Source organism: Gemmatimonadaceae bacterium, from assembly GCA_036496605.1.
In the GTDB taxonomy this organism is placed as follows: domain Bacteria; phylum Gemmatimonadota; class Gemmatimonadetes; order Gemmatimonadales; family Gemmatimonadaceae; genus AG2.
Genome location: DASXKV010000011.1, coordinates 26,708 through 48,485, shown reverse-complemented (window position 1 = coordinate 48,485; position 21,778 = coordinate 26,708). Strand labels below are relative to the sequence as shown.

Below are 21,778 nucleotides of genomic sequence, written 5' to 3'. Positions count from 1 at the left end.
TCAGCTCCCCATCCGAACAGTGATCGACGCGCCGAAGCGCTGATAATCGCCGGCGCGCCCGCGACCGTAGCTTACCGCCCCCGCTGCTTCCCAGCCGTGGACTCGGTAGCCCGCCTCGGCAGAGGCGGCGATCTGCTTGGCCGTGTGCCGGCTGAGGGGGCCGCGCGTGATCGAACCGTCCGGCGACGGTATGATGGCGGACTCGTCGCTCCAGGCGTAACTCGGCAACACGCGCGCCGAGAAGGACAACCCGCGCGCCTGCCTAACGGCGTATTCGAGCCCGGCGCCTTGAGCCGAATACTGCTCGGGATCCCAGTACAACACGCTGCGATCGGCGAAGGCAACGCCATTCCCCGAATACACCGCGAACAGATTCCCACCGAGTGGATAGCGCGCGTAGCCATCGATCGTTAGGCGACGATTACCGTCGCTGACGATGGAGCGTTCCCATCGCAGGCCGACGTCGAGCGGACCGATTGGTCCGCCCAGCGTGACCGCGGCATCGCGCTCGGTGAGTGGCGGCCCGCCGGCTGCGGGGAGGAGCGCATCGATCGAAAAGAGCGACGGGTACGCCGGCATGGTCGCGAGCTCCAGCGTCGATTGCCAGGCGAAAAGCCACGCTGAGAGCGCCGCTCTTCCCTCGCCCAACGTGCCGACACTCGGATGCTGCACCCCGCCGCCCTCGACCTCGAGGCGCCCGAGCACCGGGCCATAGCCAGCTTCCTGCCATGCGCCGATCGTTCCGCCGAAGCCGCTCGCGTCGACCCGATGCGCCGTCGTGTGCTGGGACAACTCGCGCCAGTCGCCGCCTAACGTCACCCGCGTCGCCTCGGTGAGCGGGATGGTGCGTGCGAGGCGAAGGACGGAGTAGGCGACACCGAGGTTGTCGGCGGCGGCGTCCTCGGACAGCCGCCAGCCCGGATCGTCGCCGATCGACGGTGCGAGCATCGCCGGCCGCTCTTCGCGGTCGAGCTGCGCGAGAGCCTCGGCCACGGCCGTACGCTGATCGCGCGAAGCACCCTGGCGCGCGGCGGCGTACATCGAGCGCGCACCGCGGTAGTCGCCACGCTCGCGGAGCAGGTCACCAAGCAAGCGATACGCATCGGCGGTCGGCTGCAGCTTCGCCGATGCCCAGAGATCGGAATCGGCACCGGCGCGATCGCCTAACGCGAGACGAAGACGCGCCCGCTCGAGCAGCAGCGGGCCGGTGGGTGCCTCAACGAGCAGCGTGTCGTACTGTGCGCGGGCATCCGCGTTGCGCCGCGCGTCGGCGAGCATCGATGCAATCGTGTGACGCAGCGCCGTATCCGTGGGAGCAAGCGCCAACGCGGCGCGCAGTTTGTCCACGCCACCGAGCCGATCACCTGCGACGACGTACGCGTCCGCCATCTCACGCAGGAGCGCGCCGCGGTCGGGAATGTGGTCCGTCGTTGGACGCGCGAGCAGCGTGTCGTAATGCGCGATCGCCAAGCGAGACATTCCCTCGCGCGCGAGGGCACGCGCGAGAGCGAGTCGATAGGGCGCGTACCACGGATCGCTTGCGACCCACTGCGCCGCATCGACGGCGCGCGGATCGTACGCATCGCGGACGGCGCGCAAGAGTGAGTCGAGCCCGGGAGTAGCCGGACGCTTTGCGAGGAGCTGCACGAGCTCGGGTTCGGCCTCGTGCGGATGATTTCCCCACGCGAGGGCGTGCGCGAGACCAAGCCGATATTCGAAACTCGATGGGTCGCGCGACAGCAACTGCCGGAACTCACGGGCGGCCTCGTCATAGCGCCCAGATTGGAGCAGGACCGTCGCGAGCTCGGCGCGAACCGTCGCACTACCCTGACTCGACGGCGCGCGTCGACCGCGATTCGTCCGCTGCGCGTGTACCGGCGACGCGGCGACACAGAGTCCGAGGCCGATCAACGCGGCGCGAACGGCAAGGCGCATCGGCTAGTTGACGTGCTGTTGAAGAGCGAGAATCTCGCGATAGCGGACGACCGCGTCATTGGTGCGGCCGACCTCATTCAGCAATCGCGCGAGAGACAGCAAGGACTCGCGATCCCGCGGATGGCCACGAACCCACCGCTCGAGCTCCCTGATCGCACCGTCGCGATCGCCATGTCGGGTAAGCATGAAGACGGAGTCCTGCATCGATTCGCGCGGCGTCCGCCTGCCATTACCGCGGGCGCGCAGCTCGGCAATGGAATACTGCCGCGCGTACTTCTCACGCCACGCGCGATCGCCTTCCGCATAACGAGCGTAGTCCGCAGCGGTCGGCGAGATGGGCGTCGCGATTTCTCGTGTCGGCACGGTGTCGGCGACAAGCTGCCCGCTCGGCGCGGACGCCGACGCGAGCGACACGGCGCTGATGTGGGCGAAGGTGGCGATCGCTCCGGCCGTGAGGCAAACGGCAGCGAGAAGAAACGCGAGCGCGTAGCGCATGATGTCAACGAACCTTCAACGGCTCAACGAGCTGCCGCACGGCAGCACCATCGCTTGGAAAATATGCGGAGGTAACACGGAGTGGCGGCGCACCCGGAGGGCGCCGTCCACGCAGTCGATCGACAAATGCCGGCACGTCACGGCGGCCTGCGCCGTGGAGATATACGGCGATGCTCTCGTCGACGAGGGCAGCCAGATCACCGCTGGAAACGCGCATCGATCCAAGGGCGAGAACGCCGAGTGCCCGAAGTGCGGTCGTGTCGCCACTAATCGTTAGGCGCGCGACGGCGAACGGTACAGCGTCGTCGTGTGCCGCGCGCTCGCGCAAGGCCGCCGAGAAACGCTCGGCGTCGAGTAGCTCCCCCGGCGCGGCGAAGCTCGCCTGCGTGAGCCCTTCGTCTTCGTGCACGGCAACCGGCGGACGTTCGAGGTGGCCACGACGCAGCGCTGCGGCAAGGCGCTGCAGCAGCTCCGGAGCGCCCATATCGCCGGCGAGCACCTCGTCCGCACCGTCGCGGAGAAGCCGCGCACGGTCGAGCGAGCGAAGATTGAAGCGCGTGACGACCACGATCGGCGTCCGCCTCTCGTGCAGGCTCGACCGCAGCAGTTCGCGAGCGCGATCGAGCGTAGCATGATCCGTCTCGATGATCAGCGTCGCCCCAGCCACGGCCGTGGGGCTCGACACATCTCGATACACCTCGACTTCGTGCTGGAGGCGGAGCGTCGTCAACAGCTCCTCGGTCGGCGCTTCGACGACATGGACGAGATGCAGCGGCCTCGTGGGCGACGTCACCGATTCGTTAGGCAGCGAAGTCGCCTCTAGCAGCACGCCCGTTGCCACCGCCGGCTGACGGAGCGACACGATCTCGAGTGTGCGGAGCGGCCCATGCTCGCGCGCAATGCGAAAGACGCCCGCGGCAGCGTGCAACAGCGGCTCGAGCCGACGATCGTAGCTTGCGCCGAGATCCTCTGAATAGGTCAGCAGAGCTGTCGCCTGGCTGAGCTCGAGCAATTCCGCGAGCGCTGAGGCGGGGACAGGCGAAGCAGAGCCGTCCTCGAGGAGCGGCGCGAACGGATCGATTGCAATGCGGCGTGGGCGCAGCTCACCGATGACCCGCCGCAGGTCGGCGAACGCGCCCTCGCTCGTGCCGGCGCGCGCAAGGCGCCTGGCAAAGTCCGGCCGGTAGCGCATGACGACTGCACGATTCTCACGAAGCGCGTCGTGTAGCTGAACGCCGAGATGGTCGGCTTGCGACAGAACGTCCGTGCGATCGGCATGCGTGAGCATCAGTACCTTCTCACCAGAGCGCAGCCCCTGATTGAGGAACTGGAGGGCGTACATCGTCTTGCCCGCGCCGGCACCTCCAGTGAGCAGGTACGGTCGGCGGGGCCGGAAGCCATCACACAGCTGATCTATGGCTACGATTCCGCTTCGAATCATTCAGCGAGGTTGTGCGAACGCCCTGAAAAGGCAGTCAATTCACGTGCCGACCACGACATGGCTGGCTTTGCCCTGTTCGCGATACCGCGTGCGTGGTGACGAGGAGCACACTTCGCGCCCAAGCCCATTGGCTGCCGAGCGCTTACGACCCCAAGCAGGTCCGATCGTGCCCGACGAATTCGCTGTGGAATCGAGTTTGCTTCAGCTCGGATGTATGGCAAGCAGGAACTTCGCGGACGCATCCGGAATGCACTGGCACGTGTGGAACACTGTTCCGATCAGCGGCGCCGTGATCAATCCTGGCTTCGAGAAAGGATGGCTCACCTTCGAGTCCGAATCCGGAGCGCTGAGACGGCTCGCACCCGTTCCGGCCGAGTGGGAAGATCTTCCCGCGGAACGCCTGTTTCATTTATTGGAAAAGTCCACGGTCGTCCCGCGCCACACGGGGCCGATGAGACGCGTCACGCCGCCAACCGGCGTCGATTCCGACTCCTCGGATCATACGTAAGGCGTGAAGAGAAGGTACATTCCTACTTTCCTTTCCACGGGCATGTCAGAGGCAATCGAGGGGCGAGAACTGGCTGCTCGCGTTCGCGAGCTGGTCGATCGATTTGACAGAGGCGATGTCGCGACTGCCGCGCGGCGAATCGGCACTCGCGAAGCGGACCTGCGAGTGATACTCGCCGGCCAGACCAGCCGCCCGAGTCTCGCTGCGCTATCGGCGATCGTACGCGGCTATGACGTGGATACCTGGTGGCTCATCTGCGGCGAGGACGACCATGGAGTCGGTCTTCCGGCCGATCGCCGAGTCGGAACACTGAATCTTCTCTCCGACCTCGGTACGACACTGACGCTGCAGCGCCGGTTGCACAGCGTTCTCGGAAAGAACGACGGCGCGAAGCCTAACGATCCTCGCGCGGCTTCTTACTCGCGGGACTAGTTTGCTTGTCCAGCTCGGCGGCTCGAGCCTGGATCATCTCCTGAAGCTCGCTGCCATGGGCACGCAGCTGTTCCTGCACGATCTGCATGAGCGCCACCTGAAGCTCGGCCTGATGCGCCGTGAACGCCTGTCCTGCCGGTGACTGTTGGAAGGCAATCGCGGTACGGAGCTGATCCTCGGTAAGAGCTTGCGCGTAGATGCGGGCGAGGCGGGGCTTGAGATCGCTCCAGACAAGATACTTCGCGGCGAACGCTTCCATCGTCGGGCGATATGGCGTCATCAGCGGATTCTGCTGCACCTGCGCATCGAAGTACATCCGAATTCCGTCGCGTAGACCTTTTTCGGTCTGCGCGACCTCGAGAAACTGCTCTGCAGCGGCGAAGTGACTTCCACTGATCACGGTGTCCGCCGCCGGTCTCGCGGCGGGCGATTGCGCCGCCACCGTGGAACCGGCGAGCAGGCTGATGAGTAGAGTAGCGGCCGTTTTCACGCGTACCTCGATGCGATGGACTGGTGAAAACTCTCTGACGAAGATTGAGTAGACCAGTGCGCAATAGGTCGTATCGCGGGGAGGCCATGCTCGTCAGTGTCTCTGTGAAAGCGGATCAAGCTCGAACTGTGATGTAGTGCGGGGACGCCGAGTCGAACGTCGATTATGATTTCAGCATGAGTTTCCACCCGAACGACGTCGCGCGCCGCGGCCGGCAGGCGAGCGTGCTGCTGTTGATCGTGATCGGCTTCCTGCTCAGCGCATTCTTCCGCACGCAAATCCTTCGCAATCAGCAATGGGTTCTGCAGTCGGAGGAAAATCGACTGCGTGAAGTGCCGCTGCCGGCGGCACGGGGAATCATCTACGACCGCGCTGGCCGCATCATCGCCGAAAATGCCGTGGGGTACTCGGTCTCGCTGTTGCCAAAATCGGAGGACTCACTCCGCGCGACGCTGGTGAGACTGAAGGGAACGATCGAGCTCACGCCAAACCAAATCGACGCCGCCATTCGGCGATATCGTCGCGATCGTGCGCGTCCCGCGGTGATCATACCTGACGCGTCATTCGACGTCGTGTCGGTGCTCGAGGAGCATCGCATCGATTTTCCAAGTTTGATCATTCAATCCGCACCGAAGCGGTACTATCCGGATTCTGGCGCGGTTGCGGCATTCGTCGGGTATACGGGCGAAATCAACGAGAGCGAGCTCGCATCACCGCAATATCAGGGCTACAAGGCGGGACAACAGATCGGTAAGCAGGGTCTCGAGAAGCAATACGAGACGGAGCTACGGGGCCGCGAGGGCAGCCGATTCGTCGAGGTCGATGCACGCAACTCCGTGCTGCGCGAGGTGACGGACCGACAGCTGGACCCGGTCGGCGCGCCGCCACTGTACACGAATATCGATCTGGATCTGCAGCGGTTCGTCGCGAAGCTGTTCGCTGATTCACTGCAAGGCGGCGTCGTGGCGATGGTTCCGCAGAGTGGCGAAGTGCTCGCGCTGTACAGCGCGCCAAGCTTCGATCCGAATCGCTTCATCGGTGGCGTCTCGTCGGAATACTACGACTCGCTGCGCACCGATCCGCGAAAGCCGCTCTACAACAAGGCACTGCAGGGAACGTATCCGCCCGGCTCGACTTGGAAGCTCGCAACGGCCGTAATCGCCCTTCAGAACAATGCCGTCAACTTCAACGAGCACATGCCGGAGCCGTGCAAAGGCTACTACTACTTCGGCAACCGCGCCTGGCGCTGTTGGGACAAGAATGGCCACGGCAGTTTGAATCTGAGTGGCGCGATCGCGAAGTCGTGCGATGTCTACTTCTATCAGCTCGGATTGAGACTCCAGGTGTCACGGCTCGTCGCCGGCGGCGTGAACCTCGGCTTCGGGCAGAAATCGGGAATTGACCTTCCCGAGGAGCGTCGGCCGAGCTTCCCGCCGACGGTGCAGTACTACAACGAGAAATATCCTGGCGGCTGGACGCAGGCAGTGTCGCTGAACCTCGCGATCGGTCAGGGTGAGAACTCACAGACGGTCGTGAACATGGCGCATTTCTACTCGGCCCTGGCGACTGACGGCTACGCCGCCAAGCCGCACGTGGCGCGCGAGAAGGAAGAGCGTACGAAGGTACTAAACCTGAGCGTCGACCAGATGAATCAGCTGCGTACGGCGTTGGCCAACGTCGCGCAGGCTGGTGGAACCGCGGCGGTCGCGGGTGAGGCGCTCAAGGGCCTTCTGGCGGGAAAGACAGGGACGGCGCAGAGCGGAACGCGGAAGAACGGCGTCGAACTGAATCATGCGTGGTTCGTGGGCTTCGCCCCAGCCGACAATCCAAAGATTGTCGTCGCGGTGATGTTGGAGTTCGGCGGCCACGGAACGCGCGCGGCGAACATCGCCTCGGCGATCATCGCGCACTATCTGCACTCGAATATCACGAGCACGCTGCAAACCGAGGGATGAGTGAGAGGCTAGGGGCTGGAGGTTAGGCGATGGGGCTCGGCGCAATTCATCGCGCCGAGCCTTTTTGTTTGGTAACGGGTTGCGCGGACCGGGCGTCATGAGAGCGACAGATGTCCGCGCCACGTTTGGAGAAACCGGACGCCCCTCGGCGAGATCAACTGCTTCGAGCCGCTCCGCTCGGCGGCTTCGCCGCGCTCTGCGCAGTGCTTGGCCTCGTGCCGCTCGCGAATCTGCTGACGGACGGCCGCGCAATCGGGTGGTGGGGCGGTGCGGTGCGCGAATGGATGATTCGTGGCGGCATCGTGGTCGCAATCGCGTTAGGCGCTGCGATCGTGGGTGGACGGCGTGTGGATGGTCTCCTCGGGCGCGCGCGCCAACTGTTGCTGGGACCATCCGCGCGGGCATTCGCGGTCGGTGTCTCGGCGTTTGCTTTTGTGCTCAGCGCCGTGCTGGCCCAGTACTGCTTCGCCGGCCAGCCATTCACGAGCGACGAAATGGCGCAGCTGTGGCACGCCCGAATTCTGCTCTCGGGCCGGCTGATGCTCGCCGCCGAAGCGCATCGAGAGTTCTTCAATACCGCGCCGGTCATCGATCAGGCAGGACACTGGTTCTCGCAATATCCGATCGGCGGTCCAGCGTTCGTGGCGGTGGGTCTGGCGGCGGGCGCAGCCTGGCTGGTGAATCCACTGCTGCTTGGTTTCGCTACGTGGCAGATGTACCGCTTCGCGACCGATGTCGTCGACGAGCTCTCGGCGCGTTCGACAACGCTGCTCTTCGCGTTGAGTCCAATGGTGTTGATCATGGGCGCGAGCCAGATGGACCACGTGCCAGCGCTCGCGTTCTCGATGCTGGCACTGGCGTCGCTGACGCGTTGGGATCGAGCGACCACATTGCGCAAGCGATGGATGTGCGCCGGCATGATCGGGGTCGCGTTAGGCATCGTCGCGACCGTGCGTCCACTGGACGCCGCGCTGGTCGGCCTCGTGATAGGTGGCTTTCAGCTGTGGCGCCTCACGAGTGCATCCGAGCGTTGGCGCGACATCGGCATTCAGATTGCGACGGCTGCCGTGCCGGTCGTGTTGCTCCTCTGGGCAAATGCGCGGACGACAGGTGATCCATTCCTCTTCGGCTACGACGCGCTGAACGGGGCCGCGCACCGCATTGGCTTTCACCTCGCACCGAATGGCGAGTTGCACACGCCGTTGCACGGCGTGATTCTCGCATCGGGCTATCTGATGCGCCTCGACCGGTTCCTCTTCGAGTGGCCGATTCCGGCGCTCGTCATCGTTCTCGTTGGGGTGCTCGGGCTTGTCGCGACGAAAATTTCATCCCGATGGGACGTGCTACTCGCGGCACTCGCGACGTCATTTCTCGCGGGATACGGCGCGTACTGGTTCGATGGCTTCTTCGCCGGGCCGCGCTTTCTCTTCACCGCGTTGCCCGCATTCGTCTATTTCGCGGCGCAGGCGCCAGCCATTGCGTCGTACGCGTGGCGTGAGATACCGGTGGCTCGACGCGTGACTCTCCTCGTGCTTCCACTCTGCGTTGTCGTGTCGTGGCTTGGACCGTTAGGCATCTCGAGCGCGGGCGCTCGCGTCCTGCTCTATCGCGAACAGCGCACGAAGCTCAAAACGGACGTCGACGAGCAGATTCGTCAGGCGGGACTGCATCACGCCCTGGTGTTCGTCAACGAATCCTGGCGCGGCCGGCTGCTGGCGCGACTGCGCGTGCTCGGGGTGCAGCAGTTCGAGGCGGATCACGTCGCCAGTACGCTCGATGCCTGCGCGTTACAGACCGCTCTGGATGCTGAAGACAGTCTGCCCGCTCGCACTGCCGGCGAGCGCCAGAGCCGTGTGCTGACGCGTGCGCGCCGTTTCGGCAAGGCTCAACTGGTACCGGGGCTCGCAGCTGATCAGACGATCGCGCTCGTGCGAGGCTCGTCGCCGACACCCGCGTGTCTTCGCGAAGTCGAGCAAGACGCATTCGGGAGCATGCCGTACGCGCTCTTTCTCGCCAATCAGCGTATCGGTCCTGACGGACGCATTGGAGGAGACGTCGTGTTCGCGCGCGACCTTGGCCCGAGAGACGAGCTGCTGCGCGAGCGTTTCGGCGACCGGGCGTGGTATCGCTATCGTCCTCCCGCGTCGCTCACGGACACGTCGATCGCGTTCGTGCCCTATTCGACGTCGCTCGCAACCTCCGCAGCCATCTCGACACGCTGACGGCGGAGCTCGTTATGCATCATTGACCTGATGGCAGACGGAAGATACTGAGCTGCGGATGCACCGCGGCGGGCAAGGCGGCGCCGCCGGGGCCGGCGAACTGAATCGTCACGGTTGCGGCGCTCGTCGGCGTATCGAGCCGGAAGTAGGATCCAGTGCCTGGATCCATGATTGCGGTCGACGTATCGCCGGTGATCGCGAACAGCTGAACTGGATAGGGGAGCGGGACGTCCGAACTTCCTCCCGACGTGACATACAAACGATTCCAGAGCTGCCGAACGTTGCGCGTCACGAACCGATCCGCCGCCGGTGCGAGTGTGCGTGGCTGTCCAGGAAGGCTGTCCGTCACGAGCGACAAGCCGAAGTTAGCGAAGAGTGACGGAAAGGATTGGCCACTCACATTCACGATGTTGGCGACACCCGTGAGCGTATTCTCGTCGAGCCGCTTGAAGATACCCGGACCCATCTGGTCGCCCAGCCAGCGCATGAGCAGCCAGTCACCACCGCGCCAGGAAAATCCATCATCCGCGTCGCTGTGCAGCGTAACGCTCGCGGTGTCAGGGAGCAGTGCATACTGATACGAGTCGTACAGGAAGTCGGAGATGAAGCCCTGAGACGAATCGGGGAAGAGCTGACTCGGATCGGTGCGACAGGCCGTGCCCGGACACTTGTTCTCGTAGTACAGCGAACCCAATTCCTCGGCGACGATGCTCAGTCCTTCATCGAGCCAGCCGTATTCGGGGTCACCACCGTGGATGAGGACGTGCTGCGAGAAGGAGATGAGATGTTGCAGCTCGTGCATGAACACCGCCGGCACACTGGAGCCCACGTCATCGACGGAATGCGTACAGCTCTTCGTGTGGTTTGGGTCGGGCACGATCGAGTAGAATATCTCGCCGTTGTTCGAGGTGGGGTCGTTCGGTCCGCCGCCAAGATCTTCCTCGTCGAAGAAACCCGCGACGTAGCCCGACGCGCAGTCGGCCGTTGACGTGAGCCCATTGACAACCGGAGTCATCAACATGATCACGTGCCCGTTCTGATCGATGTCGGATGGCGGACCGAAGGCCGCGATGTCGATCGGATAGAGCGTTTGGTCGAACAGTTGACCGAACGCCTGGAGCTGAGCGGAGGTGAACCCATTGGCGGGAGCGAGCGTGTCGACGTAGATCAACACGTCGGTGCCCGAGTAGGCGAGACGCGCCGATACCGTCGACGTCGCTGTGCCCGTAGCGTTCGAGAGGACCTGAAAATTACGGACGCTCCCGAGCGCCGGGACGCTCGTCGCGCTGATCGATGCTTGCGCTTTGCTGGCCGTGACCGCGCGCGACAGGGAAAGCGAGGGCTTCCAACGGCCACTCTCGAGCTGCTGTCGCGCGCGGCCGCGGAGCATTCGATCGAAGGCGAGCTGTTTCGCGCGCGGTCGCATTATCGCGAGTTGCGCGGCGGCCGAGCTCAGGGAGTTGTTCGCACGGGCGGCGAATGGGCTCGTCTTGGGGAGACCAAGGGACGCGGAGATCGCCGTTCCCGAGCTCACGTGATACTGGACGAAGTTGTCCGGTACGAGATCGACAGGAAACTGAGCGACCACAAGGTAGCTCGCCCCATTGCCGGCGACGGTGAGGGTCGTGCCGCCATTGGTACAATCGGCGACGGCCGTCTGCGCGACGCTCAGCTGCAGCGTCCCACTAATCGAGCAGGGATTGTTCGCAAATGACGTGGTATTGGGCCCCGTCGTGGAGTCGTGACTCGAGCAACCGGCGGCTGCAATAATGGCAATCGCCAGCGAATAGAGCGGATTTCTGTGCATGGAATTGAGAACTGATGGATCGAGAACGGATATCAGGATGGTTTGACGTTCCAGATTCAGACACGTGAAGGTGCGTCTACCCCTCATCGACGGGCGCGATTCGTTTGCGATTCGTCAACTTCCAGGCCCTGACTGGCGTTGAAGCGCACTCGGCCGGCATATTGGGCCGCGATTCCCTCCGCCCTCGCAACGCCACCCTTTACCCGTATCATCATGCGGTCACTCCGTCGTATCCTCGGGATCGGCGCGGCGTTCCTGCTCGCCAGCATCCCCGCTGCCGCACGCGGCCAACAGCCTGACGCCATCAAAGGAAAGAAGCCCGATTTACCGTTGAGCGTCGCGCGACACGTGAACTTCACGACAACGAAGGGGTCCTGGATCTCGCTGGACGTGAGTTCGGATGGCCGTACGATCGTGTTCGACCTGCTCGGCGACCTCTATACGCTGCCCATCACGGGCGGGACGGCGACGCGCCTAACGAGCGGCCTCGCGATGGACGTCCAGCCCCGTTTCAGTCCCGATGGCAAGAAGATTGTTTTTGTATCGGACCGCAGCGGCGGCGATAACATCTGGACGCTGTCGCTCGACAAACGGGATACCGTCCAGCTCACGAAGGGAAACGACAACCTGTACACGTCGCCGGAGTTCACGCCGGACGGGAAGTACATCGTCGCGGCGAAGTCGGGCGGCCTTGGCGGCGCGGCGAAGCTCTGGATCTATCACGTCGACGGCGGATCGGGTGCGGCGTTGGTGCGCGAGCCGGCGGCGCTCAAGGTCACGGGCCCGACGGTGAGCCACAACGGACGTTACGTCTGGTACGCGCGGCGGCAGGGCGATTGGCAATACAACGCCATCTTCCCGCAGTACCAGCTCGCAGTCTATGACCGTGAAACGGGAACGAACACGGTCATGTCATCCCGTTACGGCTCGGCCTTCCGGCCGCAACTGTCGCACGACGGCAAGTGGCTGGTGTACGGCACGCGTTTCGAGACGAACACGGGTTTGCGCATCCGCAACGTTGAAAGTGGTGTCGAGGATTGGCTGATCTATCCCATCCAGCGCGACGATCAGGAGTCGCGCGCTCCGCTCGACGTGCTGCCGGGTTATGCGTTCACACCGGACGACAAGGCCGTGGTCATTTCCTACGGCGGTGAGATCTGGCGCGTGCCCGTCGACAAGTCGAAGCCGGAGAAGATCTCGTTCACGGCGGACGTGTCGGTCGACGTGGGTCCGGAAGTGCGCTTCGCCTACAAGGTCGACGATGCGGGGAGCTTCACGGCGCATCAGATTCGCGATATCGCGCCCTCGCCGGATGGCAAGCGACTCGCGTTCGTGACATTGAATCGGCTCTATCTTGCGGATTTGCCTAACGGTGCGCCGCGACGCGTCACGACCGAGGATGTCGGCGAGTTCGATCCAACCTGGTCTCCCGATGGCAAGTCGATCGCGTTCGTAACCTGGAACGACAAGGCCGGCGGCCAGATCTACAGGGTCGCCGCGGACGGCAAGAGTGCGCCGCAGCAGTTGACGAGGGCGCCTGCCCTCTACTCCCAGATCGCCTGGTCGCCAGACGCGAAGCGGATCGTCGCGGTGAAAGCAGCCGCGCGCGATATGCAGGAAGCGTTAGGCTTCTTCGGCGGTGGATTGGGGACGGAGTTCGTATGGGTGCCGGCGAGTGGCGGCGACATGGTCGTCATCGGGCCGAGTGGGAACCGCACGCATCCCCACTTCACGAGCGATTCGACGCGGATCTTCGCGTACAGTCAGGAGGAAGGCCTCGTCTCCATGCGGTGGGACGGCACCGATGTAAAGTCGCTCATCAAGGTCACGGGTCCGCTGCCGCCAGCGGGCACGCTCGACGACGATCATACGACGAGCGTCGACATGCCGATGCCGACGCACTATGAGCTGGAGCAGAACCCAACACCCCCGCCCGCGGCGGCCGTTGTCATGGCTCCTCACGGCGACCGAGCGCTGGCGCAGGTCGGCAACGACATCTACGTCGTGACCGTTCCGTACCTCGGCGGCCCAACGCCCACGGTCTCCGTCGCGAATCCGGCTGCGGCTTCATTCCCCGTGCGCCGCCTGACCGACATCGGCGGCGAGTTTCCGGCGTGGAGCGCGGATAGTAAGAGCGTGCACTGGGCGATCGGGAACGCTTTCGTATCCTTCGACCTGGATCGTGCAAAGGTCGTCGACGACAGTCTCAAGGTCGTTGCACGTGCGAAAGGTGACAGCGCATCCGTCACGCCCGCGGCAAAGCCGGACAGCACGAAGCCAGATTCGACGAAGAAGGCTCCGGCGCCGACGGGATACAAGCCCGTGGAGCGCCGCATAACGATTGGCGTGAGTCGCGACATTCCGCAAAGCAACGCGGTGCTGCGCGGCGCCCGCGTGATTACGATGAAGGGAAGCGAAGTCATCGATGATGCGGACATCGTCGTCCACGAGAATCGCATCGTCGCCGTCGGTAAGCGGGGCAGCGTCACCGTGCCGGCAGGGGCGCAGGTGATCGACGTCGCCGGAAAGACGATCGTGCCGGGCTTCGTCGACATTCACTATCACCCACAGTGGCTCATTCCGCGCATTCACACGGCGCAGGTGTGGCAGTACCTCGCGCAGCTGGCATACGGCGTCACGACGACGCGCGATCCGCAGACTGCGACGACGGATGTGCTCACGTACGAGGACGAGGTCGAGGCCGGCCACATGATCGGCCCTCGCATCTACTCGACGGGCCCGGGCGTGTTCAGTGGCGAGAACCTCAAGGACTTCGAGCAGACGCGCAACGTGCTGAAGCGGTACGCGACGTACTATGATACGAAAACGCTCAAGATGTACATGACAGGCAACCGCCAACAGCGCGAGTGGGTGATCATGGCGGCGAAAGACCTCGGCCTGATGCCGACAACCGAGGGCGGCCTCGACTTCAAGCTCAACCTCACGCACGCCATAGACGGATATTCTGGCATCGAGCACGCGCTACCGATCGCGCCGCTGTACGACGACGTCGTCCAGCTGTTCAAGCAGACGGGCGTGACGAACACGCCGACGCTCATCGTGTCGTACGGCGGGCCATTTGGTGAGAATTACTGGTACACTCACACCGACGTGCACGGCGACGCGAAGCTCCGTCGCTTCACACCGGAAGCAGAGCTCGACGCGAAGACACGTCGTCGAGGACTCGGCTCAGGCGGCAGCCCGGGACCAGGCGGCTGGTTCATGGACGAAGAGTACGCGTTCCCGTTACACGCGCAGTTCGCGAAGAAGGTCGTCGAGGCTGGGGGCCGAATCGGTATCGGTAGCCACGGGCAACTCCAGGGTCTCGGCTACCAGTGGGAGATGTGGATGATGGCCTCTGGCGGTATGTCGAACCACGACGTACTGCGCACCGCCACGATCCTCGGCGCCGAGGGCATCGGTATGGGCGCCGACCTCGGCTCGATCGAGAATGGCAAGCTCGCCGATCTCGTCGTGCTCGACAAGAATCCGCTCGATGACATCAGGAACACGAATGCGATTCGATTCGTGATGAAGAACGGGCGGATGTACGACGGCAACACGCTCGACGAGGTGTACCCGACGAAGAAGGCGCTGCAGCACTTCGTGTGGCAGGACGGCGCGCCGGGCGCGGTGAGTACGGGGACGCCCTGAAGAGGGTTGAGCGTTGAGGGCAGAGGGTTGCGGGCAGAGGGTTGAGAGTGAAACCCTCTGCCGCAGCTCTCAACCCTCAGCCCTCTTCACCCTCTACTCTAGAACGTCACCCCAACCGTAATCGGAAAGAAACTCTGACTCGGGTTGCTACCGATGTACGTGTAGCGGCCTTCGAAGATCACGCTGAACCCGGTGAGCGGGAGATAGTAGCCGAGCCCCGCGTTGAAGCCGAAATTCCAGTCACGATTCGTGTCACCGAAAAAGGTGTTCACGTCGTTTGTGCCGTACGTCCCGACACCGCCCGTGAGATAGAGTCCCCCATTCGTCGACGGCGTGCCGACGTTAAAGAGACCGTCGAGCGCGAGTCCGAAGATGCGATGTTTTGCGCCGGACTCGCCTGTGTTGTCGCTCCATGGCATCTCGGTGAAGCTGCCCTCGACGCGCAGGCTAAAGGGCGTGAGCGCCTGATGCATTCCCAGTGCGACCGAGACGTTGTAGCCCGAGTTCACTGTGTTCGAGAGGTCACCTGTTGGCACCGCGAGGCCGGCGGCGGCGGTGAACGAATAGCTCGTGGAGCCCGGAAGCTGGGCTTGCACGTTCTTGGGACACGTGATGTCGGCCGCGAGAATACAGCCACTGATGGAAAGCAATGTTCGTAACGTGAGGTGACGGGGACGTGCGGTCATTGCCAGATCTCCGAGGGTCGAATTGAAGAACGGGGCGCGATCAGGTGCGCCGACGTTGTCGGCGCATCGTTCTCGCACTCCCCGTTCCAGTTCGGTCCTGTTGTGCTCGCCTTCGTGAACTTATTCGCGACCGTTTAGCGTGACGGTCATCTGCCGGCGACGACGAAGCAAATCGAGGCGCGCGGGCTGACGCGATTCCAACGCGGCCCGCAGACGATCGGCGCTCACCGGCGCGCCATCGATGCTGAGGAGCACGTCGCCGTTCCGAATTGGCGACCACGAGGCATCCGCCTGTAGCACGAGCAAGCCACGCTCGCTGCCATCGCCGAAGTAATCGGCGAGGTCGTCGCTCACCGGGCTTAGCGTGAGCCCGGGAACGTCGACGTTGCCAGCACGGCGCGTCGATGAGCGATCACCGACGTCGTCGTTGCGACGACGCATCTCCTGCGCGGCACGAAGCCGCCGCTGAATCGCGGCGAGATCGCGCGCCGACTGTGCGAGCGAGTCGCCGAGCGGCGACATGCCTTCGTCGTCGGACATGCGCCGGAGCTGCGCCTGCAGATCGGCGAGCGTCTGGAGCGCGGTGGCCACCGTGTTCGCGCGAGTCGATGCATCGGTGGCGACGGCGACGGCGGTGGGAGCCGATGGTGGAGTCGCCATCGGCGTTGCCGCCGTGATCCCACCGTTAGGCGTTGGTAGGCTCACCTGGACCGTGACGGTTTTGAAGCGACCGGCGCCGAAGAGACGAATTGTCGCCTGTTCGCCATCACGCAAGCCTTTGAGCGTGCGGTTCAGCCGGCGCATCACGGCGTCGGCCGCGCCGGTACGGCCGATGTCTGACGGATCGAGCCGCAAGCTGACGCCATCGATGTCGGCGAGGCGATTCCCCTCATCGATGCCGGCGCGATCCGCGGGCCCGTCGCGCATCACTTGGGTGACGAGCAGACCCAAGGTGTCGCGATCGGTGCCCGATGATCCGAGGGTGAGGCCGAGCAACGTGCGCGTATCAGGCGCATCGTTGTCGCTGGGCGTGTTCGTGCTCGTGCGCCGCGGCGATCCTTGATCAGTCGGAAAGCGGCGAAATTGCGCGTGCGCGGAGCACGGGGCGGTGCTCAGAGCGAGCACCGCCGCGGCGAACAATGTTGTGTATCCTCTCATGTCTGCTTCCTGTTGAACAATCGATTGTCGGTTCCAGCGACTATTCTTCACTCGAGCGATTGGAGCGCGGCGCCTGATCCGGTGGATCGAGCTCGCCCTCGCCGCGCGAGTCGTCTTGCCGCACGCGCGGCCGTGCTTTGCCTTCGGCGACGATTCGACGCGCGATGATCAGATGGTTCGAGAACCACTCGCCACGCCGACCTTCATCGAGTACGTCGTAGCGGACGCCACCTCCACTCGCCGTCGAGTGAATGATTCGGTCGTGACCGGCGAAGATCGCGACGTGATCGATGTTGGTTCCATCGTTGCCGAAGAAGAGCAAATCACCAGGACGCAGCGAACCAGCTTGCGTCGAGATTTCATCGCCCAGTTCTGCCATCGCGTGCGCCGTGCGCGGCAAAGACACGCCTTCCTGTGCAAAGACGTACTGCACGAACCCCGCCGCGTCAAATCCCGTATTTGGATCCGTCCCGCCCAGGAGGTACGGCGTTTCCACCAAACCCTCTGCACGATCGAGAACTCGGGCAGTAATTCGTGCCGCCGACTCCGCCGTCTCGAAATGATCCAGTTCCGCAGACTCGATAGGCATGATGACTCCGGTCGCGGTGGTTGCGACCGATTCTTCATGATGTCCACCGAAGCTGATCGACAATCCCGCGCGGAATTCCCAATTGCGTGTCGAGCCAATTGCGATGACGCTGTCGCTATGTAACGACCTGCGGCTGCGCGCCTCCGCACTCAGACCGAGCCAGCCAAGCACATCGTGATGAACGCCGACTCCGTAGCTCCACGTCGCCTGGCTCGTGTCGGGCGCATTGTTGGGACTCACACCCACGCCGCCAATGCCGACGAAGGCATACGGCGAAAAGCCGAGCAGAATTGATTTACCGACTGGCAAATTGCGAAATGGAGCGAGAATCAGATCCGCGTCGACGGACCAGCCGCTGACGCCAATCGGCAAACCATAGCCGTAGTCGTAGCTCTGACCGCCGTAGTACCGACATTGAGATCGATCGCAGCGGTAATTGTACGGGTCGTTCTGACTGGAACCGTTGTCGCCGTTGTTGAAGTTGAGTGCGCCGCCCACTCGGAATCCCCAGACACCACTGTAGCCAGTGAGGCTCAGGCCGGCGAAGAGAGGATCGGTCGGTGAGTCCTTCCGCGCGAAAAAGAAGTCGAACAGACCTGGTCCTTGCGCGGTGAGTGGTCGTTGGGGAAAGAACAACATCAGAGCGCTAGCAACGAGCAGGGCACGGTGGCTTGAAATCTTTAGCTGCTTCATAATTCTGCCTCAGCTGTCTCGTGGTCGCTCTTGCTCTAGACACACAGACGTTGCCAAACCCCTACGAATTCACGGTTCTAACGCGATGGCTTTCAACCAATACCGAGGGACCCTCCCCAGTGCGGCATCTTTGGGATTGTTGTCCTTCGATGGACTGATTCGCCGGGCGGCCAGTCTCCGCCTAACGGCGGGAGTTATCTCACGACCTCCACATTGTTCCTTTGACGAATACGCCTGCGCCGTCCTACCTTGCCGGTATGACGCTCGATCAAGCAGTCGAACAGGTTCAGCTCACCTACCCGCAGGTGTACCACGCGTGTCACACGCGGCACCAGCGGAAGCGGTCAACGGATCACCGACTCTCGCAACGAGACGCGGCGATCCTTGCCCACTGCAGCCCCGATGCAGCGCGTGTGCCGGCGCAACTTGCGCGGCATCTCGCCATTGCGAGGTCGACGCTTTCGGAAGCACTCAAGAAGCTCGAGCTCCTTGGTTATGTCCGTCGCGTCGCCGGCGCGAAGGGGGACGGACGCCAAGTGGGCATTCTCCTGACGCTGGAAGGACTTCGGGCCGTACGCGATACGTCGGTCCTCGAAGCGGTCAGGCTCGAGGCGGTGCTTCGCTGTGCGACACACGCGGATCGCGCCGCAATCGCCGCCGGATTCACGGCGCTGGCCGATGCGTGCCGGCGTTTTCGCGAGGGCATCGCGTCCTCGAAAGGAGGCAGGACCTGATGCGTTTTGTGTACATCGGCATCGGGACGCTCGTCGTGGTAATCGCGATTATCGCCGTGGGGGGTTGGATGCTGCCGGCTCGTCACAGTGCGAGCGTCGCGAGGACCTACAAGGCGTCGCCTCGCGCGTTATTCGGACTGATCACGGACGTCGGCTCGTTCCCCGTCTGGCGGCGCGAGGTAGCGGGAGTCGAAGTCCTTCCCGACGACAATGGGCGCGCACGCTGGCGGGAGAAAACGAAGAACGGACCGCCGATTACCTATGTCGTGGAGCGATCGGTCCCGGATGAATTGCTCGTCGGACGGATTGCAGACACGAATCTTCCCTTTGGCGGTGCGTGGACCTACGAGCTGACACCGGCAGGGGACGGCGCGACGACACTTCGGATTACCGAGGATGGCGAGGTGTACAATCCGATCTTTCGATTCGTGTCGCGTTTCGTGATGGGACACGACGCGACGATCAAGCAATACCTGAGTGCGGTGGGGACGCGATTTCCCGAGGTCGCCGAAAACGCTGCCGGTCGATGAATCAGTGTCCCATCTTCTGAATCGTCTTGCCAGTGAAGTTCTCGGTCGAGACGTCCTTGCCAACGCCTAACGATTGAACATAGGCGACGAGTCGCCAGATCTGGTCGTCGGCGATGCGACCTCCCCACGCGGGCATGCCCTCGGGCCGCCCTTCGTAAATGGACTGGAAGATTTCGCCAGGGGTTCCACCGAAATGCCAGCGCCCGTCGGCGAGGCTCGGTCCCATCGCACCGGAGCCGTCGGCGCCGTGGCAATCCATGCAATTGTAGGAGACGAAGAGCGCGGCGCCCTCCTTGATTTTTCCGCGATCGCCGTCGAAGGGATTGGTGAGCTGGGCGAATCCGCCGTGGAGGGTGAGCCCGGGCTGGATGTTGTCAGGGTGTTGAACGAAGGTGGGCGGCGCGGCGGTCGCCTGCTGTTGGCGCCTAACAATCCCGGGCTCGCGCGCCTCGGCGGCGTCACCGGTTCGGGCGCATGCGGCCAAGGCGCCCAAGAATGCCATTGCCGTCCAGCCAAGCCATCGCCGCATAACGAGCCCCCGCGCGTAATTCGTGATCGAGTCGTCGGACCCACGAGATGCCAGCTTACAGCGCGAACACGAACAGCATTCCCCCCCATGACGTGTATCGCGCCAGATCTGGCAGCGTCGTCCCGCGTTCGCGAACATCGAATGGCAAGTTTGCCGCCACGTCGCCGGCGATGAGCAAACCCATATCGCCACCGATGCCCGAGTACACCGCGACGTACTGCTTGCCATCCGGGCCCAGGTACGTGATCGGATTCCCAACGACTCCCGATCCGACGCGGAATTGCCAGAGCAGCTCGCCCGTGCGCGCGTTCACGGCCTTGAACCAACCATCCAGCGTGCCGTAGAAAACGACGTTACCCGCCGTGACGAGAGCGCCGCCCCAGACCGGAAACGGCTCAGGAACGCCCCAGACTTTCCGTCCGTTCGCCGCGTCCCACGCGATGAACTCGCCTTTGTAGTTGCCGGGACCGCCCGTCTCCGGGGCGTTTGCACCGATGTACGGCGTTCCCGCGATGTAGCTCACGGGCCGACTTTCGAAATCCATACAGAGATTGTTCGTCGGCACGTAGAAGAGTCCCGTCTGCGGCGAGAACGCTGCCGGCTGCTGGTTCTTTCCGCCCTCGAGCGACGGGCAGATGTTCTTCACGAGCTTGCCTTGCTTCGTGGCCTTACTCGTATCGATTTCCGGACGGCCAGTTTGCAGATTGATGTACTTCGCCCAGTTCATCGGGACGAAGGGCTGCGCGAGCAAAACCTCGCCAGTGGCTCGATCCAACGTGTACGCAAAGCCGTTGCGATCGAAGTGGACAAGGGCTTTGCGCGCCTGTCCCTTCACCGGCATGTCGACGAGGATGTTCTCGTTGACCGCGTCGTAATCCCAGAGATCGTGCGGCGTGACCTGGAACGCCCAGACAAGTTCCCCAGTGTCGGCATCGCGCGCGAGAATCGCGCACGTCCATTTGTTGTCGCCGGGGCGGACATCCTGGTTCCACGGTCCCGGGTTCGACGTTCCGTGATACACGAGGTTGAGCGCCGGGTCGTACGAGAGCCAGCCCCACACCGCGCCGCCGCCGATCTTCCACGCGTCACCGGGCCAACTCGTTAGGCCGAGGTCCTTGCCACGCTCGGTTGCGTAAAACGGCTTGAAGCGGGGACCGATCTTGACGTCGGCGTCGGAGCCGGTGTTGTAGGCGCGCCAGAGCTCACGACCCGTAGCGAGGTCGAGCGCGGCGATCCAGCCACGGACGCCCATCTCGCCACCGCTCGAGCCAACGATGACACGGTTCTTCACGATGATCGGAGCCATCGTGATCGTCTCGCCGCGATTGAGATCCGCCATCTGCACGCGCCAGAGCTGCTTGCCGTTCTCGGCGTCGACGGCGACCGTGTGGCCGTCGAGCAAGTTATAAACGAGCTTACCCTCGGCGTACGCCGCGCCGCGGTTGACCACGTCGCAACACGCCGTGCCAACGGCAGCCTGTGAATTCTCCGGCCGATACTTCCACTTCAGCGGATATCCGGGCTGAGTGAGATCGATGGCGTAGGCGACGTTAGGGTAGGGTGTCACCAGATACATCGTCTTGTTCACGACCAGCGGCTGTCCTTCGTGGCCGCGCAGTACACCGGTCGAGAATGTCCACGATGCCTTGAGATTCTTGGCGTTCGCGGACGTGACTTGCGTGAGGGAGCTGTATCGGCTGCTCGCGTAATCGCGCGCCGGCATCGCCCAGTCGCCTTCGGCGACGCCCGTTGGCGGATTTGGCGTGCCGATGCGCGCGTCCGCCACGATCGGCGTGCCGCTCTGTGCATTCCGCGCCGCGGTCGTGTCGGCGTTCGTTCCTACCTGCTTACAGGCCGCAACACCTAGCGAGACGACGAAGACGTGCCATTTTCGCATTAGGACCCTGAGCATTGATGAAG

17 protein-coding genes are annotated in these 21,778 nt (G+C 63.5%); 7 read left to right on the top strand and 10 right to left on the bottom strand.

Going from position 1 to position 21,778, the window contains the following annotated elements:
* Genes VGH98_04920 through VGH98_04910 form a run of 3 tightly spaced genes read right to left on the bottom strand, consistent with a single transcriptional unit; the run spans window position 1 to window position 3,871 of the window.
* Entirely contained in the window at window positions 1–1,935 is a 1,935-nt protein-coding gene (locus tag VGH98_04920; protein HEY2375296.1) for a tetratricopeptide repeat protein, read from the bottom strand.
* Between the two features lie 3 nt (window positions 1,936–1,938).
* The gene (locus VGH98_04915) at window positions 1,939–2,430 is read right to left on the bottom strand and encodes a BTAD domain-containing putative transcriptional regulator (protein ID HEY2375295.1); all 492 of its coding nucleotides are present in this window, start codon (window positions 2,428–2,430) and stop codon (window positions 1,939–1,941) included.
* 4 nt (window positions 2,431–2,434) lie between these two features.
* Window positions 2,435–3,871 carry an ATPase domain-containing protein gene (locus VGH98_04910; protein ID HEY2375294.1) on the bottom strand — a complete coding sequence of 479 codons (1,437 nt, stop codon included), beginning with the start codon at window positions 3,869–3,871 and terminating at the stop codon, window positions 2,435–2,437.
* 166 nt (window positions 3,872–4,037) lie between these two features.
* On the opposite strand from VGH98_04910, the gene VGH98_04905 reads away from it, so the two are divergent.
* Together VGH98_04905 and VGH98_04900 are read left to right on the top strand one after the other, a co-directional pair.
* Entirely contained in the window at window positions 4,038–4,379 is a 342-nt protein-coding gene (locus tag VGH98_04905; protein ID HEY2375293.1) for a hypothetical protein, read from the top strand.
* A gap of 42 nt (window positions 4,380–4,421) precedes the next feature.
* Window positions 4,422–4,811, top strand: coding sequence for a hypothetical protein (locus VGH98_04900; protein HEY2375292.1), 390 nt, complete (start codon window positions 4,422–4,424; stop codon window positions 4,809–4,811).
* Here the strand turns inward: VGH98_04900 and VGH98_04895 are convergent.
* Window positions 4,774–5,301 (bottom strand): DUF2059 domain-containing protein, encoded by a 528-nt coding sequence (locus tag VGH98_04895; protein ID HEY2375291.1) that lies wholly within the window; start codon window positions 5,299–5,301, stop codon window positions 4,774–4,776. The two genes, VGH98_04900 and VGH98_04895, sit on opposite strands and share 38 nt — an antisense overlap.
* 176 nt (window positions 5,302–5,477) lie before the next feature.
* Here VGH98_04895 and mrdA point away from each other — a divergent pair, with 176 nt between their 5' ends.
* Both mrdA and VGH98_04885 read left to right on the top strand, forming a co-directional pair.
* On the top strand, window positions 5,478–7,256 hold the full coding sequence (gene mrdA, locus VGH98_04890; protein HEY2375290.1) for a penicillin-binding protein 2: 1,779 nt from the start codon (window positions 5,478–5,480) through the stop codon (window positions 7,254–7,256).
* 110 nt (window positions 7,257–7,366) lie between these two features.
* Window positions 7,367–9,478, top strand: coding sequence for a hypothetical protein (locus VGH98_04885; protein HEY2375289.1), 2,112 nt, complete (start codon window positions 7,367–7,369; stop codon window positions 9,476–9,478).
* A gap of 19 nt (window positions 9,479–9,497) precedes the next feature.
* Here the strand turns inward: VGH98_04885 and VGH98_04880 are convergent, their stop codons facing one another.
* Entirely contained in the window at window positions 9,498–11,285 is a 1,788-nt protein-coding gene (locus tag VGH98_04880; GenBank protein ID HEY2375288.1) for a hypothetical protein, read from the bottom strand.
* Between the two features lie 213 nt (window positions 11,286–11,498).
* On the opposite strand from VGH98_04880, the gene VGH98_04875 reads away from it, so the two are divergent.
* On the top strand, window positions 11,499–14,939 hold the full coding sequence (locus VGH98_04875) for an amidohydrolase family protein (protein HEY2375287.1): 3,441 nt from the start codon (window positions 11,499–11,501) through the stop codon (window positions 14,937–14,939).
* A 98-nt stretch (window positions 14,940–15,037) separates the two neighbouring features.
* On the opposite strand, the gene VGH98_04870 is transcribed toward VGH98_04875, so the two are convergent.
* The 3 genes from VGH98_04870 to VGH98_04860 all read right to left on the bottom strand — a co-directional run bounded on the left by VGH98_04870 (window position 15,038) and on the right by VGH98_04860 (window position 18,065).
* Window positions 15,038–15,625, bottom strand: a complete 588-nt coding sequence (locus VGH98_04870) for an outer membrane beta-barrel protein (protein HEY2375286.1) — start codon at window positions 15,623–15,625, stop codon at window positions 15,038–15,040.
* Window positions 15,626–15,745: 120 nt separating this feature from the next.
* Window positions 15,746–16,783 carry a PDZ domain-containing protein gene (locus VGH98_04865; protein ID HEY2375285.1) on the bottom strand — a complete coding sequence of 346 codons (1,038 nt, stop codon included), beginning with the start codon at window positions 16,781–16,783 and terminating at the stop codon, window positions 15,746–15,748.
* Between the two features lie 40 nt (window positions 16,784–16,823).
* A complete protein-coding gene (locus tag VGH98_04860; protein ID HEY2375284.1) occupies window positions 16,824–18,065 on the bottom strand; it encodes a C40 family peptidase in 1,242 nt (413 codons plus the stop codon).
* A 257-nt stretch (window positions 18,066–18,322) separates the two neighbouring features.
* Here VGH98_04860 and VGH98_04855 point away from each other — a divergent pair, with 257 nt between their 5' ends.
* Both VGH98_04855 and VGH98_04850 read left to right on the top strand, forming a co-directional pair.
* Window positions 18,323–18,799: a MarR family winged helix-turn-helix transcriptional regulator gene (locus VGH98_04855; protein HEY2375283.1), complete on the top strand. Its 477-nt coding sequence runs from the start codon at window positions 18,323–18,325 to the stop codon at window positions 18,797–18,799.
* Window positions 18,799–19,329: an SRPBCC family protein gene (locus VGH98_04850; protein ID HEY2375282.1), complete on the top strand. Its 531-nt coding sequence runs from the start codon at window positions 18,799–18,801 to the stop codon at window positions 19,327–19,329. The genes VGH98_04855 and VGH98_04850 overlap by 1 nt, the downstream gene beginning before the upstream one ends.
* Before the next feature lies 1 nt (window position 19,330).
* On the opposite strand, the gene VGH98_04845 is transcribed toward VGH98_04850, so the two are convergent.
* Together VGH98_04845 and VGH98_04840 are read right to left on the bottom strand one after the other, a co-directional pair.
* Entirely contained in the window at window positions 19,331–19,858 is a 528-nt protein-coding gene (locus VGH98_04845) for a c-type cytochrome (protein HEY2375281.1), read from the bottom strand.
* Between the two features lie 55 nt (window positions 19,859–19,913).
* A complete protein-coding gene (locus VGH98_04840) occupies window positions 19,914–21,770 on the bottom strand; it encodes a methanol/ethanol family PQQ-dependent dehydrogenase (protein HEY2375280.1) in 1,857 nt (618 codons plus the stop codon).
* Window positions 21,771–21,778 lie beyond the last annotated feature (8 nt).